Genomic DNA, 15,654 nt, shown 5'->3' on the forward strand with positions numbered 1-15,654 from the left:
ACGACGCGCGGGACGGGTACCCCGTGTCACAGGGAGTCGCGCGGGAGGGTCTCGTTCCAGGTGCGGGAGAAGACCCGGCGGTCGCTTTCGTAGCCGTCGAGGGTGGCGTCGATGCAGAAGCAGTCCTCGTTGGACCACAGGGTGGTGTGGGTGACGACGTGCACGTCCCAGTCGCCGCGCCGGAAGCGCATGGTCCAGGTCGTTTCGCCGCGTACGGAGGTGAAGTCGTCGGCGACGGAGGTGTACCGCTCGTACGCGCGGCGGCCGACGTCCAGGCCGGGCTGTTCGAACCGCACCAGCCCTGCGTCCTTCACGATCTCCAGTGCGTTGTTGTAGTTGACCAGGTCGCGTTTGACGTCCCAGCGCTGTTCCTTGGGCAGCAGTTGGGTGGCGGGGACCGGCTCGGTGCCTTCTGGTTCGCCGAAGGCGGGGTCGGGCACGTCGTCGGGTACGTCGTTGGGGCGGACCGGCAGGGTGAGGGTGCTGGTTCCCTCGTAGACGCTCAGCCGGACCGGGCGGGGCGGTGGCCAGGCCAGCGGCCAGTAGGAGGTGGAGAGCGAGAGGCGGACGCGGTGGCCGGCCGGGAACACCTGTGCGGTGCAGTTGAGCTGGACGGTGGCACGGTAGCGCCGGCCCGGTTCGAGGGGCTGCGGTACGCCGGTGCCGTCCCGCCGGGTGAGGTTGAGCAGGCCGTACGTCACGCGGGTGGCGCCGCCGTCGGGGGCGACGTCGGAGAGCCGGGCGGCGACCATCGCGACGGGCTCGGAGGCGGAGACCTCCAGCTCGACGGTGGCGGTGCCCATGACCTCCAGGCGTTCGGTGAGCGGTTCGCTGTCGAAGACGAGCGAGCCGCCGTCCTCCTCGCGCTGGTCGTACGGCAGGTCCGGCGGCGCGTTGTAGGAGGCCCATTTGCCGGCGAACTGGCCGACGGACAGCGGGGATTCGACGGTGAGCGCGTCGCCTCTGGCCGCCTCGTCGTCCTGCTCCCCTTCGTCCTTTGTCCGTGCCGGGCCGATGCGGTGCCGGCTGAGGGGGTGCACGCTGTCCTTGATGCGCGGCGAGGGCCAGACGGGCTCGCCGACCCAGCGGCCGGGCCGCTCCTCGTAGGAGGTGGAGGGCGGCATGCTGTCCTGTATCCAGGTGCGCAGCATGGGGCTGTCCATGGCGCCGTTGTCGGCGCCCTTGAGCCAGTGGTCCCACCAGCGCACGACTTCCTGGAGGTAGCCGATGGCGGGGCCGGGCTCGCCCAGGTGGGGGAACTTGTGCGACCAGGGGCCGATGAGTCCCCTGCGCGGCACGTCGAGGTTGCTGAGCAGCCGGCAGACGGCGTTGGAGTAGCCGTCCGCCCAGCCGCTGGAGGCGAGGACGGGCACGCGGATGGCGTCGTAGTCCTCGCAGACCGAGGCGTGCCTCCAGTAGTCGTCGCGGCGCTGGTGGCGCAGCCATTCCAGGGCCCAGGGGCGGCTGGCCTCCATCCGTTCGTGCCACATGTCGCGCCAGCGGTCGCCGACGACTTCGGGGTCGGGCGGGCAGGTGGCGTAGGCGAACATGGTGCCGGCCTCGGCGAGGTTGTCCGAGAGCAGCGTGCCGCCCATGTAGTGCATGTCGTCGGAGTAGCGGTCGTCGGTGAAGGACGCGATGACGATGGCGCGCAGGCTGGCCGGCTGCCGGGCGGCGACCTGGAGGGCGGCGAAGGCGCCCCAGGAGATGCCCATCATGCCGGTGTTCCCGTCGCACCAGGGCTGTGCGGCGATCCAGGCGAGTACCTCTTCGGCGTCGGCCTGTTCCTGTTCCAGGTACTCGTCCAGCAGGACGCCCTCGGAGTCGCCGGTGCCGCGGATGTCGACGCGGACGCAGGCGTAGCCGTGTCCGGCGAGGTAGGGGTGGTGGATCGAGTCGCGGACGGAGGTGAGGTCCCGTTTGCGGTACGGGATGTACTCCAGGATCGCCGGCACCGGTTCTCCGTCGGAGGTGACGGGGCGCCAGATGTGCGCGGAGAGCCGGGTGCCGTCGGGCATGGGGATCGCGACGTGGTCCTCTTCCTTCGTCGCGTGGGGCAGGTCGCTCACGAATTGCATGCGGCTGCCGTGCTCCTTTCCGGTGTGCCGGTGCGCTCGCCGTGCCGACGGGCCGTGCTCACTCGTCGTGGTCGTCCGGCGGTGGGGTGCCCTCGAAGGTGAGGTTGAGGGCGGCCACGCACTGGTCGTACTTCTCGGTCATCTCGTCCACGCTGTCGGCGCCGGTGAAGATGTGGGCCAGTTCGCAGCTGTAGCTGTCCTGCTGCGGCGCGTCGGAGAGACGTTTCCCCGGTTCCGGCACCATCTCGATGCGGACGCCGGGGATCTCCCGCTCGATGCGCTCGATCTCCTCCGGGGAGGGCACGTCCTGGACCACGGCGTCGGTGAACCAGCGGTAGTACCACTTGGCGGCCTTGCGGTACGGGCCTTCGCCCTGCGGCAGCCGGGGGTCCTTGCCGAGGGCGAGGCGGACCATGCAGTGGTGGTTCGGCACGCCGTCGACGTAGTGGAAGATCTGCGCGTGCGACTGCGAATGCCGGGGGTTGATCTCCAGCAGATTGATCGCGTCGGTGTGCGGGTCGTAGAAGAATTCGATGCTGAAGGTCGCCGATTCCATCCCGATCTGGCGTATCACCCGCTCGCTGGCGATGCGCAGCCGCTGGACGACGTCATCGGGCAGCGTGGAGGGGTACTGGTGGCGCAGGAAGCTGGAGCTGTCGGGGTAATTGATGGAATCCAGCGTCCCGTAGACGACGACCTCGCCATTGAGGACATAGCCCTCGACGGCCACCTGGATTCCCGAGATCGCCTCCTCGGCCAGGCATACCTCCCCGCCGACCCCGGCCATTTCCGGGGGCAGCTCAATGCGGGCCATGATGTCTTCGAAGGGGCGCCCCACCCGGCTGATGCCCTCCCGGATGTGTCCCACCGCCTCCTTGAATTCCTTCTCGTCCTTGACGCCGTAGGCCAGCTCCGACGAATAGGACAGGGCGGGCTTGAGCCACATCGGGAAGCGCACGCCGTCGGGCGGCTGCGGGTCGTCCGACGAGAGGTCGACCCGGCCGAAACGCGGGTGCTCGTCGATGACCTTCTGCTGTTCCAGCCGGCTCCAGTATTTGTGCTCGCACTTGACGATGGACTCCAGGCTGGTGGTACGCGTTCCGTACCGCTCGCCGAGAATCGGAACGAAGGTGCTCGCGGGAAAGTCCCAGTAGGTCACGATGGCGTCGATGCTGCCTTCGAAGGCGTCCAGGATGCCGTACGCCTTTTCCAGGAGCTGCGGTACGGACACCTCGCCGACCTGCAGTTCCTCGGGGGTGAGCAGGCCGTGGAAGGTGTATTCCGCGGCATCGGGAAGAGCCTGCAGCTCGGTCAGATTTCCCTCGTCCAGACCGACGACAAAGATATTCTTCCTACTCAAGGGACCTCCTTCGTATTGGCGGCGGGGGCCCGGTTACCCGTCCTTCTACCGTGCGACGGCCGCCCGAGTCATCACAGACACGCGTGAAGACCGGCGCGCCACGCGCCTGCCCCGGGATCGTTCCGCCGAGTACCCACGCCACCGGAGTCATGCAGCCGCGGCGCGAAAGTCCTGTGACCGGACGTGCTCACCGGGCCGTTCGGGTCGATGGGCGGCGGCGGGGCAGGATGGTGCGGAAGGGCAGAAGTAGTCCTACAGAGGAGAGCTGACACCGTGGAATACCGCCGCCTGGGCCGCAGTGGCCTGACCATCAGCGAGATCGCGTACGGCAACTGGCTCACGCACGGCTCGCAGGTGGAGCAGGATGCGGCCACCGCCTGCATCCGTGCCGCGCTGGACGCGGGCATCACCACGTTCGACACGGCCGACGTCTACGCCGAGACCCGCGCCGAGTCCGTGCTCGGCGCCGCGCTCCAGGGCGAGCGGCGCGCGGGGCTGGAGATCTTCACCAAGGTCTACTTCCCGACCGGCACCGGCCGGAACGACCGGGGCCTGGGCCGCAAGCACATCATGGAGTCGATCGAGGGGTCGCTGCGCCGCCTGCGGACCGACTACGTCGACCTGTACCAGGCCCACCGCTACGACCACAGCACCCCGCTGGAGGAGACCATGGAGGCGTTCGCCGACGTGGTCAGGGCCGGCAAGGCGCACTACATCGGCGTGTCGGAGTGGACCGCCGACCAGCTGCGCGCGGGCCACGCTCTCGCCCGCGAGCTGCACATCCCACTGATCTCCAATCAGCCGCAGTACTCCGCGCTGTGGCGGGTGATCGAGGCCGAGGTGGTGCCGGCCAGTGAGGAGCTGGGCATCGGCCAGATCGTCTGGTCGCCGATCGCCCAGGGCGTGCTGACCGGCAAGTACCTCCCGGGCGCGCCGCTGCCGGCCGGGACCCGCGCCACGGACGAGAAGGGCGGCGCCACCTTTGTCGCGCGCTGGCTGCGGGACGAGGTACTGGAGCGGGTCCAGCAGCTCAGGCCGCTCGCGGAGCAGGCCGGCCTCTCGCTCGCCCAGCTCGCGGTGGCCTGGGTCCTGCAGAACCGCAACGTCTCCGCCGCCATCATCGGCGCCTCGCGCCCCGAGCAGGTCACGGAGAACGTCAAGGCGGCCGGCGTCCGGCTGGAACCCGCGCTGCTCAAGGCCGTGGACGACATCCTGGAGCCGGTGGCGACCCGTGACCCGGCGCTGACCGCGGGCAACCCGGCCAACGACGGCTGACTCTTTACGGGGCCTGCGGCGGCCGGCACCCCGCTCCCCCGTCCGCCCTCACTCCGTATTCGCGTGGGCCGTGCGGGCGCGTTCGTTGTCGACCTTCAGGAGGTTCGCGAGGCGGAGGGCCACGACGTCCAGGGTGAGGTGGGTGGCCTGGTCGAAGAGGCTGGAGAGCGGCTGGACGCTGGGGACCTCGCCGGGCCGCCGGTACTTCGTCGCGGCGGGCAGCAGCAGGACGGCAGCGGCCAGGGTGCCGAGCGGGGAGTCCGGCGCGGTGGTCACGGCGTGCACTTCGGCGCCGGTCTTGACGGCCTGTTCGGCCACCCGCACGGTGCCTGCCGTGGTCCCCGATCCGGAGACCGCGACGACGGTGTCGCCGTCGGCAACGGCCGGGGTGGTGGTCTCGCCGACGACGTGCACGGGCAGGCCCAGGTGCATCAGCCGCATGGCGAACGCCTTGGCCATGAACCCGGAGCGGCCCTCGCCGGCCACGAAGATCCGCCGGGCGCGCAGGAGGACGGCGGCCAGCGCGTCGAGGGAGGTGGCGTCGACGGCGGCGAGGACGCCGCGCAGTTCTTCCTGGACGGTGTCCAGGAGGGCGGCGGCGGAGGGGAGTTCAGCGTTTTCGGTGTTTTCGGGGTTTTCGGCCATGGTGGCGGGTCCTTCGGTGAGGGGTTGATGTACGGGTGTCAGCGGCCGGCGGCCGCGGCGAGGGCGCGGGCCGCCGCTTCGGGGTCGTCCGCCGCCGTCACCGCGGAGCCGACGATGACGCGGATGTCGTCGGGGCCGGTGAAGGCCGGCAGGTCGGCGGCGGTCAGGCCGCCCGCGACGGCGACCCGGCGGCCGTGCCGCCAGGGTCCGAGCAGATCGGCGGGGTTGCCGCCGGCCCGCTGGGCGTCCTTGCCGACGTGTGCGGCCAGGACGACGTCGGCGGGCAGCCGGGCGGCGAGGGCCGTGCGCCGCTCCTCGGTGGTCTGCATCAGGTCGACCACAGTCTCGGTGCCGCGTTCGGCGGCGACGCGTACGGCGGCGTCCAGGGTCGCGTCGGCGGCCACCCCGAGGACGGTCGCGGAGGCAGCCCCCGCGTCGTAAGCGAGCGTGAACTCGAACACCGCGTCGTCCGCGGTCTTCAGATCGGCCAGTACGGGGACCTTCCCCGCGGCCGCCGCCACCTCGGTCACGGCGCGCATCCCGAAGTGTTTGATCAGGGACGTGCCGACCTCGATCCAGTCGGCGTGCGGCGCGACGGCCTCGGTGAGCCGCACCGCCCGTTCCAGGGGCATCCGGTCCAGGGCGATCTGCAACTGTACGGCCATGGGGCCAACTCCTTTTGTACGAGCAGGGGTTCAGGGGCGCGGTCAGGCGGCGGCGTGGGTGCGGAGGAAGGTCTCCAGCCGGGCGCGGGTGGGCAGGCCGTCCCGGTCGCCGTGGCTGGTGGTGGCGAGGGCGCCCACGGCGGCGGCCCGGGCGAGGGCCTGCCGCGGGCCGAGCCCGTCCAGGTGGGCGCTGATCAGCCCGGCCGCGAAGCCGTCGCCCGCGCCCACGGTGTCGACGGCCCGTACGGGAAGGACGGGGTGCGTCCACACCCCGCCCGCGCGGTCGTACAGTGCGGCGCCGCGGGCCCCGTCCTTCAGTACGACGCGGCGCACGCCACGCGCCAGGTACCAGCCGGCCACGTCGGCCGGGTCCTGCGCACCGGTGAGCAGCCGGCCCTCGCCCAGCCCGGGCAGTACCCAGTCGGCGCGGGCCGCCAGCTCGTTGACGGTCCGCACCATCTCGGCGCGGTCGGACCAGAGCGCGGGGCGCAGGTTCGGGTCGAAGGAGACGGTGAGCCCGGCGTCGCGGGCCGCGGCCATGGCGCGGTGGGTGAAGGCGCGGGCCGTGGGCGAGAGGGCGGCGGGGATGCCGGTCACGTGGAGGTGGCGGGCGCCGCGTATGTACGCGTCGGCGGCTTCCGAGGGCGCGAGGCGGCTGCCGGCGGAGTGCTTGCGGAAGTACACCACCTCCGGATCGCCCTCGGTGACGCGGCTCTTGAGCTGGAAGCCGGTGCGGGCCTCGGGGTCCACGGTGACCTGGGCCGTGTCCACGCCTTCGGCGCGCAGGGCGGCGAGGGCGTGGGCGCCGAGCGGGTCGTCGCCGACGCGGCCCACCCAGCCGGCGGTGTGGCCGAGGCGGACCAGTCCGGTGGCGACGTTGATCTCGGCACCGGCCAGGGAGCGGGTGTAGTGGGTAACGTCGGCGAGCGGTCCGTCGTCGGCGGCGACGAGCATGCCCATGACCTCGCCGAAGGTCACCACGTCGAGGCGGCCCTGCGGTAGGGAGCTGAGAGTCAACGGGGGCCTCCGGTGTGGACAGGAGTGGTCAGGGTGCCGATGCCGGCGACGGTGGCGTCGGCGCGGCCGCCGGGGCGGAGCGGGCCGTACTCGCCGGGGGCGCCGGTGAGGATCACGTCGCCGGGGCCGAGCGGCAGGAAGCCACCGAGGTAGCAGAGGATCTCGGCCACGCCGCGGGCGAGTTCGCGGGTCGGGGCGGGGCGCAGCGGTACGCCGTCGATGGCGAGCGACACCTCGGCGTCGTCGGGGTCGGCGAGGGCGGTCTCGATCCACGGGCCGAGCGGGGTGAAGCCGGGGTGGCCCTTGGCCGCGGTCCACAGCGGGTCGGTGTGCTGGAGGTCGCGGGCGGTGAGGTCGTTGGCGACGGTCCAGCCGAAGACGGTGCGCAGCACGGTGTCGGGGGTGTGTCCGGCGGGCGAGGCGGCGAGGACGACGGCCAGTTCGGCTTCGGCGTCGACGCGGCCGATGCCGTCGGGGAGGCGTACCGGTTCGTGCGGTCCGATGACGGAGCGGGCGGGCTTGAGGAATGCCTGGGGCGGCAAGGCGCGGTCGGCCGGTCCGGTGTTGTGGGCCATGCCGACGACCGTGCGCGGCCGGACGGGGGCGAGCAGGCGGACCTCGGCGAGGGGCAGGCGGGGGCCGAGCCGGACGGGTGCCCTGCCGGCGGCGCCGTCCGCCGCTCCCCCGTCCGCCGCTCCCCCTGCCTCGGGCCCGGCTTCGAAGGGGTCGGCGATGAGCTCGGCGGTGTCACCGTCGAGTACGGCGTGTGCGGTGCCGCCGGCGTGGGCGATTCGGGCGATGCGCATGCTGCTGTCAGGCGTCCTTCGTGGTGTGCGCGGGCTGCGGCGCGGGGCTGCCGGCCGTGCCGGGACGCGGCGGGCGTACCGCGAGCATCAGCGCGGCGGCGAGTACGAGGCAGCCGGCCATGGTGAGGAACGAGGTGGCGGTGGAGCCGGTCACGTCGTTCAGCGTGCCGATCAGATAGCTGCCGGCGAAGCCGCCGAGCGCGCCGAAGGAGTTGATGAGGCCGACGGCGGCGGCGCTCAGCTTCTGCGGGAGGAGTTCCGGGATGGTCGCGAAGTAGGGGCCGTACGGGGCGTACATGCCGGCGGCGGCGACGCAGAGCAGCGGGTAGGAGAGCCAGAAGGCGTCGCCGAGGAGGTAGGAGCCGTAGAAGCCGGCGGCGCCGAGCAGCAGCCAGGGCCAGACGTACCGGGCGCGGGAGCCGGCGCGGTCGGAGGCGCGGCTGTTGTAGAGCATCGCGGCGCAGGCGAAGAGGTAGGGCAGCGCGGAGATCAGGCCGGTGAGGCCGATGCCCTCGTCGCTGCCGGCGCGGACGATGGAGGGCAGCCAGAAGACGAAGCCGTAGACGCCGAGGCTCCACAGGAAGTACTGGAGGGAGAGCAGGACGACGTTGCGGGAGCGGAGCGCGGCGAGGTAGCTGCCGCCGGCCGGCAGCCGTCCCTGTTCGGCGGCGAGAGCGCCTTCCAGTGCGGTGCGTTCGCCGGGGGTGAGCCACTTGGCGTCGCGCGGGTGGTCGTCGATGCACTTGTGGAAGACGAACGCCCAGATCAGTGCGGGGATGCCCTGGGCGATGAACATGCCGTGCCAGCCGACCCATTCGACGAGGTAGCCGGAGACGACGGTGAGCCACAGGACGGTGGCGGGGTTGCCGAGGATGAGCCAGGTGTTGGCGCGGCCGCGCTCGCGGGCGGTGAACCAGTGGGTGATGTGGATGACCATCGCGGGCAGTACGGCGGCTTCGGAGACGCCGAGCAGGAAGCGCACCACCATCAGGACGCGTACGTCCGGGATGAGGCCCTGGGCGGTGGCGAGCACGCCCCACAGCAGCAGGCACCGGACGATGAGCTTCTTGACGCTCCGTCGCTCGGCGTAGACCGCGCCGGGGAGCTGGAAGGCGAAGTAGCCGAGGAAGAAGAGCGAGCCGAGCAGGGCGGAGACGGACCCTGTGATGTGCAGGTCGTCGGCCATGCCGCCGGCGGCGGCCACGGAGAAGTTGGAGCGTTCCAGGTAGGCGAAGCTGTAGGTCACGAAGACCACGGGCATCAGCCGGGTCCAGCGCCGGCGGCTGAGGGCGGCGACGGCGGGCGCCGGGGCGGCGGCCGGGGGCGGGGTCGACATCCAGGTGGCCTTTCTCCCGAGACGGAAAGGGCGGAGGGGCAGGGGCCGTTGCCAGTATTGCCACGATGTGGCAAGCCCTGCCGCAAACTGAGAAGAGAATGACGGCCACGTTTCCGCCTGTCAACGGATTGTTTCCGGATGGAAGAAAGTCTTGCCGCCATGCGAGAAGCCGTATGGGAAACTGACCGTATGTCCACCAGTACTCCGGCCTCCGACATGGTCGGCAAGGCCCTGCACGTCCTCACCCTGCTCGGCGAGCGCCCGGGCGGCGTGACGCTCTCCGAGCTGACCCGCGCCTCCGGCTTCCCGACCAGCACGTGCTACCGGCTCCTGAAGTCCCTGACCCGGGACAGCTTCGTGGAGTTCGACGCCCGCACCAAGCACTACACACTCGGGCTGCGGGTGTACCAGCTCGGCCAGCGCGTCTCGCACGCGCACGGCTTCGCGGGCGTCGCGCTGCCGGTGATGCGCAGGCTCGCCGAGACCTGCCGGGAAGCGGTCCTGATGTCGGTACTGGACGGCGACAAGCAGCTGTACATCCACCACGTCGAGGGCCCGCAGCAGGTGAGCGTGCGCGGCGAGCCCGGCAAGCACGGCCCGGTGCACTGCACCTCGATGGGCAAGGTACTGATCGCCTTCGCGCCCGCCGAGGTACGCGAAGCGCTCACCGAAGGCGTCGAACTGACCGAACTGGGCCCCCACTCGATCACCGACCGCGCGGCGTTCCGGGCCGAGATCGAGAAAGTACGGGCCGAAGGACACGCGGTCGCCGACGAGGAACACGAGCCGGGCATCCGCGCGCTGGGCGTGCCCATCCTCGGCCCGGACGGCGTCGCGCACGCCGCGCTCTCGGTCGCGGCCCCCGCCTTCCGGATGCCGGCCGCCGACCTCCTGACCCTGCGCCCCGCACTGGCGAACGCGGCCCAGGAACTCGCGGTACTGCTGCCACCCCGCCCCTTCTGAGCGGCGCCGGGCCGGCGAACACCGTACGCACTAAAGCGCATTAGTAGCTGCAGCGGTCTGGCCTTCCGCATTCCTCCCTCGCCAGAATTGCCGCGACCCGGTGCACGGCCCTCCGTGAAAGGGAGAACCCCCACATGCACATGAGCAGACGCGGCGTACTTCTCGCATCCCTGGCGCTGTCCGTGACGGCCGCGGGACCGGCGTGGGCGGCGAAGCCTGCCTCGCCGGACCGGCGGCTCGTCGTCTATTACCAGACCCAGTACACGAACGGCGGTTACGTCTCCCCGCTCGGCCTCACCGACCACCACACCGGCACAACACACCTACTCCTGGCGGCCGTTCACCTCAACGACGTGAACGGGCCGTACGCGCCGGTGCACCTGAACGACGACCCGCCGGGGGCGGCGAAGTTCGCCCCGATGTGGCGCGACCTGAAGACCATGCAGGGCCGGGGCGTCCGCGTCCTCGCCATGCTCGGCGGTGCGGCGCCGGGCAGTTTCCAGCGCCTGGACACCGAATTCACCACGTATTATCCCCTGCTGCGGGATTTCCTCCGCCAGTACGCCCTGGACGGCGTGGACCTCGATGTCGAAGAACGGATGTCGCTCACCGGAATCGTGCGGCTCATCGACGCGCTGCGCGCCGACTTCGGGCCGGGCTTCCTCATCACCCTCGCGCCGGTGGCGAGCGCGCTCAGCGGCGGCGGCAACCTCTCCGGATTCGGCTACGACCGGCTCTACCGGGACCGCGGCGGCGACATCGCCTGGTTCAACGCGCAGTTCTACAACGGCTGGGGCAGCCTCGCCTCGACCGCCGACTACGACGCCATCGTCCGGCGCGGACTGATCCCGCCCGCCAAGGTGGCCGCCGGCGCCCTGACCTCCCCCGCCAACGGCGGCAGCGGCTACCTCGACCTGTCGGCCCTGCGCCGCACGGTCACCACCCTGACGACGAAGTACGGCGACTTCGGCGGCGTCGCCGGCTGGGAGTACTTCAACTCGGAGCCGGGCGGCACGTCCGCTCCGTGGGAGTGGGCGGCCGGAGTCTCGGGCGCACTGTCCGGCTGATCCGCTCCTCCGGTGGCCTGGGGCCGCCTCAGGCCAGTGGGTGGCTCGTGGGGACCTCAGCTCGTGGGGACCTCAGCTCATGCGGCAAGCGTTCGTGCCACCGCGCGCGCGGGAGTCACCGGGAGGCGGCGCACCGGCGCGGCCGGGGTACGGGCGGGCGCGGCAGCGGTGCGAGCGGGCTCGGCGGGGGTGTCGGCGAGCCGCACGCGGTACGTCGTCTTGGCCGGATCCACCAAGGGCTCACCGAACGTGATCCGGCCTGCCGACTGCAGCTGGTCGCACACCGGGGTGGGCAGCGCGACGTAGCACCCTCCCGTGCGGGTGCGGGAGTCGTACGGCCGCCAGTAGCCGTACCGGCGCCGGCCATTCGCATGCACGGTGATGAACACCGGGGTGCGGGAGTCGGCGATGGTACGGAGAACCTCGGCGCCGGCGGCGTCGAGGGGGACGGCTCGGCGGGCCGCTGTCGTGGCACGTGCCGCCGGACGGGAAGGCGCGCCCCGACCACGCGTACGCAGGGACTCCTTGGTCAACGCAGCGACGGCCGGGACCTGGTCGAGGACGGACGACATCAGGGATTGCCTTTCCGAGGACAGCAGCTCAAGATCATCCGTCTCATTCAATCAGGGTCGGTCCCCTCCACCCAACTCTGTTTCGCCACCAGTCCTTCAGCGGTGCGGGTCAGGTCGTGGCAGCGGGGCCGGGCGGCAGGTGGACCGTCATGATCAGATCGCAGGCTGTGGTGCCCGAGCCGCGGTAGGTGTGCGGGGCATCGCCGTCGAACGCGGCGGTCTGTCCGGCTTCGACGGCGTGCTCGGTACCGTCGACCACCAGGACCATCCGGCCGGCGGTGACGCTGACGGTTTCCACGACTCCGGCCTGATGCGGATGGCTGGGGTACTCCTCGCCCGGCTCCAACCGCCAGCGCCAGACCTCCACCGGAGCCGGGCCGGACGTGGTCAGCATGAGCCGGGCCTCGCTGCCCTGGGCACCGGTCCACAGGGGGGTCACGGCGTCAGCGGCCACGACGCGTACGCGCCCTTCCGCCGACCCCTCCATCAGGGCGGACACCGAAACGCCGAGGGTGTCGGCCAGCCGGACCAGGGTGGCGAAGTTCGGGTTGCCCTGGGCCTTCTCCAGCCCCACCAGAGCCCCCTTGCTGACCTGGGCACGCCGGCTGAGCTCATCCAGGGACAGGCCCGCGCGGGTGCGGGCCGCCCTGACGTTGTGCGCGAGCGTCCGCAGGGCTGTGGCCGTCTCGGCCATCTGATCACCATCCTTGCGAGTGGACCACTGGAATAGACCGCGCGGTCGTTTGATTGACACACCCCGGTCGTTCCATTGTACGGTTTAGTCGTTCTACTGAGATAGTAAGGGATGTACCGTGATCGCTCTGCTGCTGGCTCTGGGCAGCTCACTCGCCTACGGATGCGCCGATTTCCTCGGCGGCCTCGGCGCCCGTAAAGCTCATGTACTGCGTACCGTGTTGATCGCGGCCCCGGCCAGCCTCGCGGTCGAGCTGCTGCTCTGGCCGTTCCTCGGCGCCTCGTTCAGCGCCGGCACCCTCGGCTGGGGTGCCGCTTCCGGGGTCGCCTCGGCCGCCGCGTTCGCGCTGCTCTACCGCACCCTGGCGATCGGCCCGATGAACATGCTGTCGCCCGTGACCGCCCTGGTGTCCGCCGCACTGCCCGTCGGCGTGGGCCTGCTCCAGGGCGAGCACCTGGCCACCGCCGGACTGATCGGCCTGCCGCTCGCGCTGGTGTCGGTGGTGCTGGTCAGCGCCGGACACGGCGCCGGCTCGGCTCGGCCCTCCCGTACGGCGCTGCTGCTCGCCTTCGGCGCGGGCGCGGCCATCGCCCTTCAGCTGATCTTCCTGCACCAGGCGCCGTCCGACAGCGGGGTGGCCCCGCTGATCATCGGCCGGGCGGTCTCCTCGGCCGTGACCCTGGCCGCGGCGGGGGCGATGTACCGCAAGCTGGGCTCCGAGCGGCCCGCATACGGGATATCGGCCGCCGCGGGTGTGCTGGATTCGGTGGCGAACCTGCTGTTCCTGCTTGCCGCCCGTAGTGGGGACCTCGCCGTCGTCGCCGTGATCACCGCCCTCTACCCGGCCGGCACGGTCCTGCTGGCCCGCGGCGTACTCGCCGAACGCATCCACCGCGGCCAGCTCGTCGGCCTGGGCACCGCCGCCGTCGCCGTCAGCCTCCTCGCCCTTACCTGAGCAAGCCCCCGCCCACCAGCCGAAACGCAAGGAGACCAGCATGTTCATCCAGCCCTGGGATGCCGGCCTGGACGAAGCCGAATGGCAGACCTGGATCGCCGAAGGCCACGACTTCGGGCAGCTGAGCGTCAATGGCCTGCCCGGCCACCCGCCCGCCGTCGTCCCCACCCACTTCACCTGTGACGGCAGCCACCTCCTGGTCCACCTCGCCCGGCCCAACCCGGTCTGGAAGGCGATCGAGCACGACCCGCACGTCACCTTCACCGTGATCGGCGACTACGCCTTCATCCCCGGCCCCTGGCGCGCCAAGCCCGGTGTCCCGCCCACGGATGGCGTACCCACCAGCTACTACGCAGCGGTGCAGTTCGCCTGCCGCGCCCACATAGTCGACGACCCGGAAGCCAAGGCCGAGCTGCTGCGCCGCCAGCTCGCCCACTTCCAGCCCGAGGGCGACCACGCCCCCGTCGCTGTCGACGAGCCGCCCTACGGCCGGATGCTGCCCGGCATCCGCGGCCTGCGCCTGGAGGTCACCGAGGTGGTGGCCAAGTTCAAGTACGACGACCACAAGCCCGTGGAGTACCGCACGGCCGTCGCCGATCGCCTCACTGAGCGTGGCGAGGGTCTCGACGTGCCCACCGCACGTCAGCAGCTCCGCCGCCGGGACCGCATCGGTCCCTGGAAGCCCTGACCCCACCGGTCGCTCGTCCGCCCGATCGCTCGTCAGCCCGTCCGTCCGCACACAGGAAACGGAACCCCGCCCATGACCGCCTTCCGCCTCACCCCCGCCGTCGCAGACGCCTTCCCCGACACCCTCATCGCGCTGGTCACCGCCACCGGTCTGCGCGGCCACGAAGCCTGGCCCGGCACCACCGCCGCCCTGGAGGACCTGGAGCAGCGGCTCGCCGACGGGACCTGGCAGCCCGCCGATGAGAGTGACCCCCGTATCGAGGCGTGGCACACCGCCTACCGTTCCTTCGGCACCAACCCCCGCCGCATCCGCCCCAGCGTCGACGCGCTCGGCCGCCGCATGGCCAAGAAGGGCACGCTGCCGCGCATCAACCCGGCCGTCGACTCGTACAACGCCGTCTCCGTCCGCCACGGCCTGCCCGCCGGCGCCTTCGACCTGGGCCACGTCACCGGCGACGTCGAGATCCGGTACGCGGACGGCACCGAGTCCTTCACCCCGCTCGGCGAGCCCGACACCATCGAGAACCCCAAGCCCGGCGAGATCATCTACGCGGACACCACCGATGTCCTGACCCGCCACTGGAACCACCGCGACGCCCACCGCACCCGCGTCACCGAGGACTCCACGCACGTCGCCTTCGTCCTCGAAACCCTGCACGCCACCCGTGACGGCCATCTCCTGAAGACCGCGGCGGAGGAGCTGCGGGACCTGCTCGCCCCGCACGCCGACCAGACCGCCGTGCACTACCTCAGCCCGGCCCACCCCGAAATTATCTGTTCCCATTCCAAGGTCATCCGCTGAGCTTGGGCCTGCCGGGCCTACAGGGCGGAGCCCCGCGCCACGACGATGCCGTAGAGGTCTTCGATCGTGGCCAGCGCGCTGTGATGGACCTGTTCGGCGGACAGCTCAGCACCGGCCCCCGTCAGGGGTCGAGTGGCGCACGCGTCAGCGACGATCGTGGGCGCGTAGCCGCGCAGGAACGCGCCTTCGGCGGTGAAGGTGACGCACATGTGCGTCATAAAACCGGCGATGATCACGTTCTTGCGGCCCGCGGCCTTGACCCGCTGTTCAAGGTCGGTGCCGTGGAAGGAGTTCGGCGCCTGCTTCGCCACGACCTGCTCACCGTCGACCGGGGCCACGCTCGGGTGGATGGCGCCGATCTCCGCGCGGATGTCGTAGGGGGTGCCCTCGCCGCCGTCGTGGACGATGTGGATGACCGGCGTGCCCGCCGCACGCGCCCGCGCCAGCAGCGCCGCGGCCGAGTCCAGGGCCGCCTTCCAGCCGGACAGCTCCATCACACCCCGGGTGTAGGTGTTCTGGAAGTCGACCATGATGAGCGTCGCGTCGGCGAGGGTCGCCGGGGTCTCGTCGAAGCCGTTGAGCCGGCGCAGCGTCGTCGTAGCCATGGGTAAAGGCCCTCCTCGGGCGGGGTGTTGGTGTCGTCCGGCGCGCTGGCGGCGCCGACGTGTTCGACGCTACGATCCCCCGTCAATGTCTGCAATGACGCTCAACTTGCAGATCCGGACATCACGT

Annotated in this window: 16 protein-coding genes; 6 read left to right on the plus strand and 10 right to left on the minus strand. The window is 71.3% G+C overall.

From position 1 onward, the window contains the following. Window positions 1-26 precede the first annotated feature (26 nt). Window positions 27-2,078, minus strand: coding sequence for a CocE/NonD family hydrolase (locus ACZ4MH_RS22165; RefSeq protein ID WP_351597459.1), 2,052 nt, complete (start codon window positions 2,076-2,078; stop codon window positions 27-29). 58 nt (window positions 2,079-2,136) lie between these two features. Next, complete coding sequence (locus ACZ4MH_RS22170) at window positions 2,137-3,438, minus strand: ATP-grasp domain-containing protein (protein ID WP_351597462.1); 1,302 nt, start codon at window positions 3,436-3,438, stop codon at window positions 2,137-2,139. Between the two features lie 273 nt (window positions 3,439-3,711). On the opposite strand from ACZ4MH_RS22170, the gene ACZ4MH_RS22175 reads away from it, so the two are divergent. Then, on the plus strand, window positions 3,712-4,713 hold the full coding sequence (locus tag ACZ4MH_RS22175) for an aldo/keto reductase family protein (RefSeq protein ID WP_351597465.1): 1,002 nt from the start codon (window positions 3,712-3,714) through the stop codon (window positions 4,711-4,713). Window positions 4,714-4,761: 48 nt separating this feature from the next. On the opposite strand, the gene hxlB is transcribed toward ACZ4MH_RS22175, so the two are convergent. From hxlB to ACZ4MH_RS22200, 5 genes are read right to left on the minus strand one after another with little or no spacing between them, the layout of a single operon-like run. Further along, window positions 4,762-5,358 carry a 6-phospho-3-hexuloisomerase gene (gene hxlB, locus ACZ4MH_RS22180; protein ID WP_351597468.1) on the minus strand — a complete coding sequence of 199 codons (597 nt, stop codon included), beginning with the start codon at window positions 5,356-5,358 and terminating at the stop codon, window positions 4,762-4,764. A 38-nt stretch (window positions 5,359-5,396) separates the two neighbouring features. Beyond that, the gene (locus tag ACZ4MH_RS22185; RefSeq protein ID WP_351597471.1) at window positions 5,397-6,023 is read right to left on the minus strand and encodes an orotidine 5'-phosphate decarboxylase / HUMPS family protein; all 627 of its coding nucleotides are present in this window, start codon (window positions 6,021-6,023) and stop codon (window positions 5,397-5,399) included. 42 nt (window positions 6,024-6,065) lie between these two features. Next, window positions 6,066-7,040, minus strand: a complete 975-nt coding sequence (locus tag ACZ4MH_RS22190) for a sugar kinase (protein ID WP_351597474.1) — start codon at window positions 7,038-7,040, stop codon at window positions 6,066-6,068. After that, a complete protein-coding gene (locus ACZ4MH_RS22195; protein ID WP_351597477.1) occupies window positions 7,037-7,846 on the minus strand; it encodes a fumarylacetoacetate hydrolase family protein in 810 nt (269 codons plus the stop codon). Before ACZ4MH_RS22195 ends, ACZ4MH_RS22190 begins: the two co-directional genes overlap by 4 nt. Window positions 7,847-7,853: 7 nt before the next feature. Next, window positions 7,854-9,182 carry an MFS transporter gene (locus tag ACZ4MH_RS22200; RefSeq protein ID WP_351597480.1) on the minus strand — a complete coding sequence of 443 codons (1,329 nt, stop codon included), beginning with the start codon at window positions 9,180-9,182 and terminating at the stop codon, window positions 7,854-7,856. 189 nt (window positions 9,183-9,371) lie between these two features. On the opposite strand from ACZ4MH_RS22200, the gene ACZ4MH_RS22205 reads away from it, so the two are divergent. Continuing rightward, window positions 9,372-10,145 carry an IclR family transcriptional regulator gene (locus ACZ4MH_RS22205; protein ID WP_351597483.1) on the plus strand — a complete coding sequence of 258 codons (774 nt, stop codon included), beginning with the start codon at window positions 9,372-9,374 and terminating at the stop codon, window positions 10,143-10,145. Between the two features lie 134 nt (window positions 10,146-10,279). Continuing rightward, on the plus strand, window positions 10,280-11,212 hold the full coding sequence (locus tag ACZ4MH_RS22210; protein ID WP_351597486.1) for a glycosyl hydrolase family 18 protein: 933 nt from the start codon (window positions 10,280-10,282) through the stop codon (window positions 11,210-11,212). Window positions 11,213-11,289: 77 nt separating this feature from the next. Here ACZ4MH_RS22210 and ACZ4MH_RS22215 read toward each other — a convergent pair whose 3' ends face one another. Both ACZ4MH_RS22215 and ACZ4MH_RS22220 read right to left on the minus strand, forming a co-directional pair. Further along, window positions 11,290-11,784, minus strand: coding sequence for a hypothetical protein (locus ACZ4MH_RS22215; protein WP_351597488.1), 495 nt, complete (start codon window positions 11,782-11,784; stop codon window positions 11,290-11,292). 109 nt (window positions 11,785-11,893) lie between these two features. Then, complete coding sequence (locus ACZ4MH_RS22220; RefSeq protein ID WP_351597491.1) at window positions 11,894-12,478, minus strand: helix-turn-helix domain-containing protein; 585 nt, start codon at window positions 12,476-12,478, stop codon at window positions 11,894-11,896. Between the two features lie 118 nt (window positions 12,479-12,596). Here ACZ4MH_RS22220 and ACZ4MH_RS22225 point away from each other — a divergent pair, with 118 nt between their 5' ends. From ACZ4MH_RS22225 to ACZ4MH_RS22235, 3 genes are all read left to right on the plus strand, one after another. Beyond that, window positions 12,597-13,433 carry a DMT family transporter gene (locus ACZ4MH_RS22225; RefSeq protein ID WP_351597494.1) on the plus strand — a complete coding sequence of 279 codons (837 nt, stop codon included), beginning with the start codon at window positions 12,597-12,599 and terminating at the stop codon, window positions 13,431-13,433. 40 nt (window positions 13,434-13,473) lie between these two features. Further along, complete coding sequence (locus tag ACZ4MH_RS22230; RefSeq protein ID WP_351597497.1) at window positions 13,474-14,121, plus strand: FMN-binding negative transcriptional regulator; 648 nt, start codon at window positions 13,474-13,476, stop codon at window positions 14,119-14,121. A 72-nt stretch (window positions 14,122-14,193) separates the two neighbouring features. After that, on the plus strand, window positions 14,194-14,922 hold the full coding sequence (locus ACZ4MH_RS22235) for a B3/B4 domain-containing protein (RefSeq protein ID WP_351597500.1): 729 nt from the start codon (window positions 14,194-14,196) through the stop codon (window positions 14,920-14,922). A 17-nt stretch (window positions 14,923-14,939) separates the two neighbouring features. Here ACZ4MH_RS22235 and ACZ4MH_RS22240 read toward each other — a convergent pair whose 3' ends face one another. After that, window positions 14,940-15,527: a cysteine hydrolase family protein gene (locus ACZ4MH_RS22240; protein WP_351597503.1), complete on the minus strand. Its 588-nt coding sequence runs from the start codon at window positions 15,525-15,527 to the stop codon at window positions 14,940-14,942. Window positions 15,528-15,654 lie beyond the last annotated feature (127 nt).

The sequence above is a fragment of the Streptomyces sp. NPDC026301 genome, from assembly GCF_055567935.1.

Excerpts from the sequence above, each read along its gene's own strand:
- ACZ4MH_RS22210 (WP_351597486.1), top strand. The coding sequence starts at position 10,280 with ATGCACATGAGCAGACGCGGCGTACTTCTCGCATCCCTGGCGCTGTCC.
- ACZ4MH_RS22200 (WP_351597480.1), bottom strand. The coding sequence starts at position 9,182 with ATGTCGACCCCGCCCCCGGCCGCCGCCCCGGCGCCCGCCGTCGCCGCC.
- ACZ4MH_RS22240 (WP_351597503.1), bottom strand. The coding sequence starts at position 15,527 with ATGGCTACGACGACGCTGCGCCGGCTCAACGGCTTCGACGAGACCCCG.
- ACZ4MH_RS22235 (WP_351597500.1), top strand. The coding sequence starts at position 14,194 with ATGACCGCCTTCCGCCTCACCCCCGCCGTCGCAGACGCCTTCCCCGAC.
- ACZ4MH_RS22230 (WP_351597497.1), top strand. The coding sequence starts at position 13,474 with ATGTTCATCCAGCCCTGGGATGCCGGCCTGGACGAAGCCGAATGGCAG.
- ACZ4MH_RS22195 (WP_351597477.1), bottom strand. The coding sequence starts at position 7,846 with ATGCGCATCGCCCGAATCGCCCACGCCGGCGGCACCGCACACGCCGTA.
- ACZ4MH_RS22185 (WP_351597471.1), bottom strand. The coding sequence starts at position 6,023 with ATGGCCGTACAGTTGCAGATCGCCCTGGACCGGATGCCCCTGGAACGG.
- ACZ4MH_RS22215 (WP_351597488.1), bottom strand. The coding sequence starts at position 11,784 with ATGTCGTCCGTCCTCGACCAGGTCCCGGCCGTCGCTGCGTTGACCAAG.
- ACZ4MH_RS22165 (WP_351597459.1), bottom strand. The coding sequence starts at position 2,078 with ATGCAATTCGTGAGCGACCTGCCCCACGCGACGAAGGAAGAGGACCAC.
- hxlB (WP_351597468.1), bottom strand. The coding sequence starts at position 5,358 with ATGGCCGAAAACCCCGAAAACACCGAAAACGCTGAACTCCCCTCCGCC.
- ACZ4MH_RS22205 (WP_351597483.1), top strand. The coding sequence starts at position 9,372 with ATGTCCACCAGTACTCCGGCCTCCGACATGGTCGGCAAGGCCCTGCAC.
- ACZ4MH_RS22220 (WP_351597491.1), bottom strand. The coding sequence starts at position 12,478 with ATGGCCGAGACGGCCACAGCCCTGCGGACGCTCGCGCACAACGTCAGG.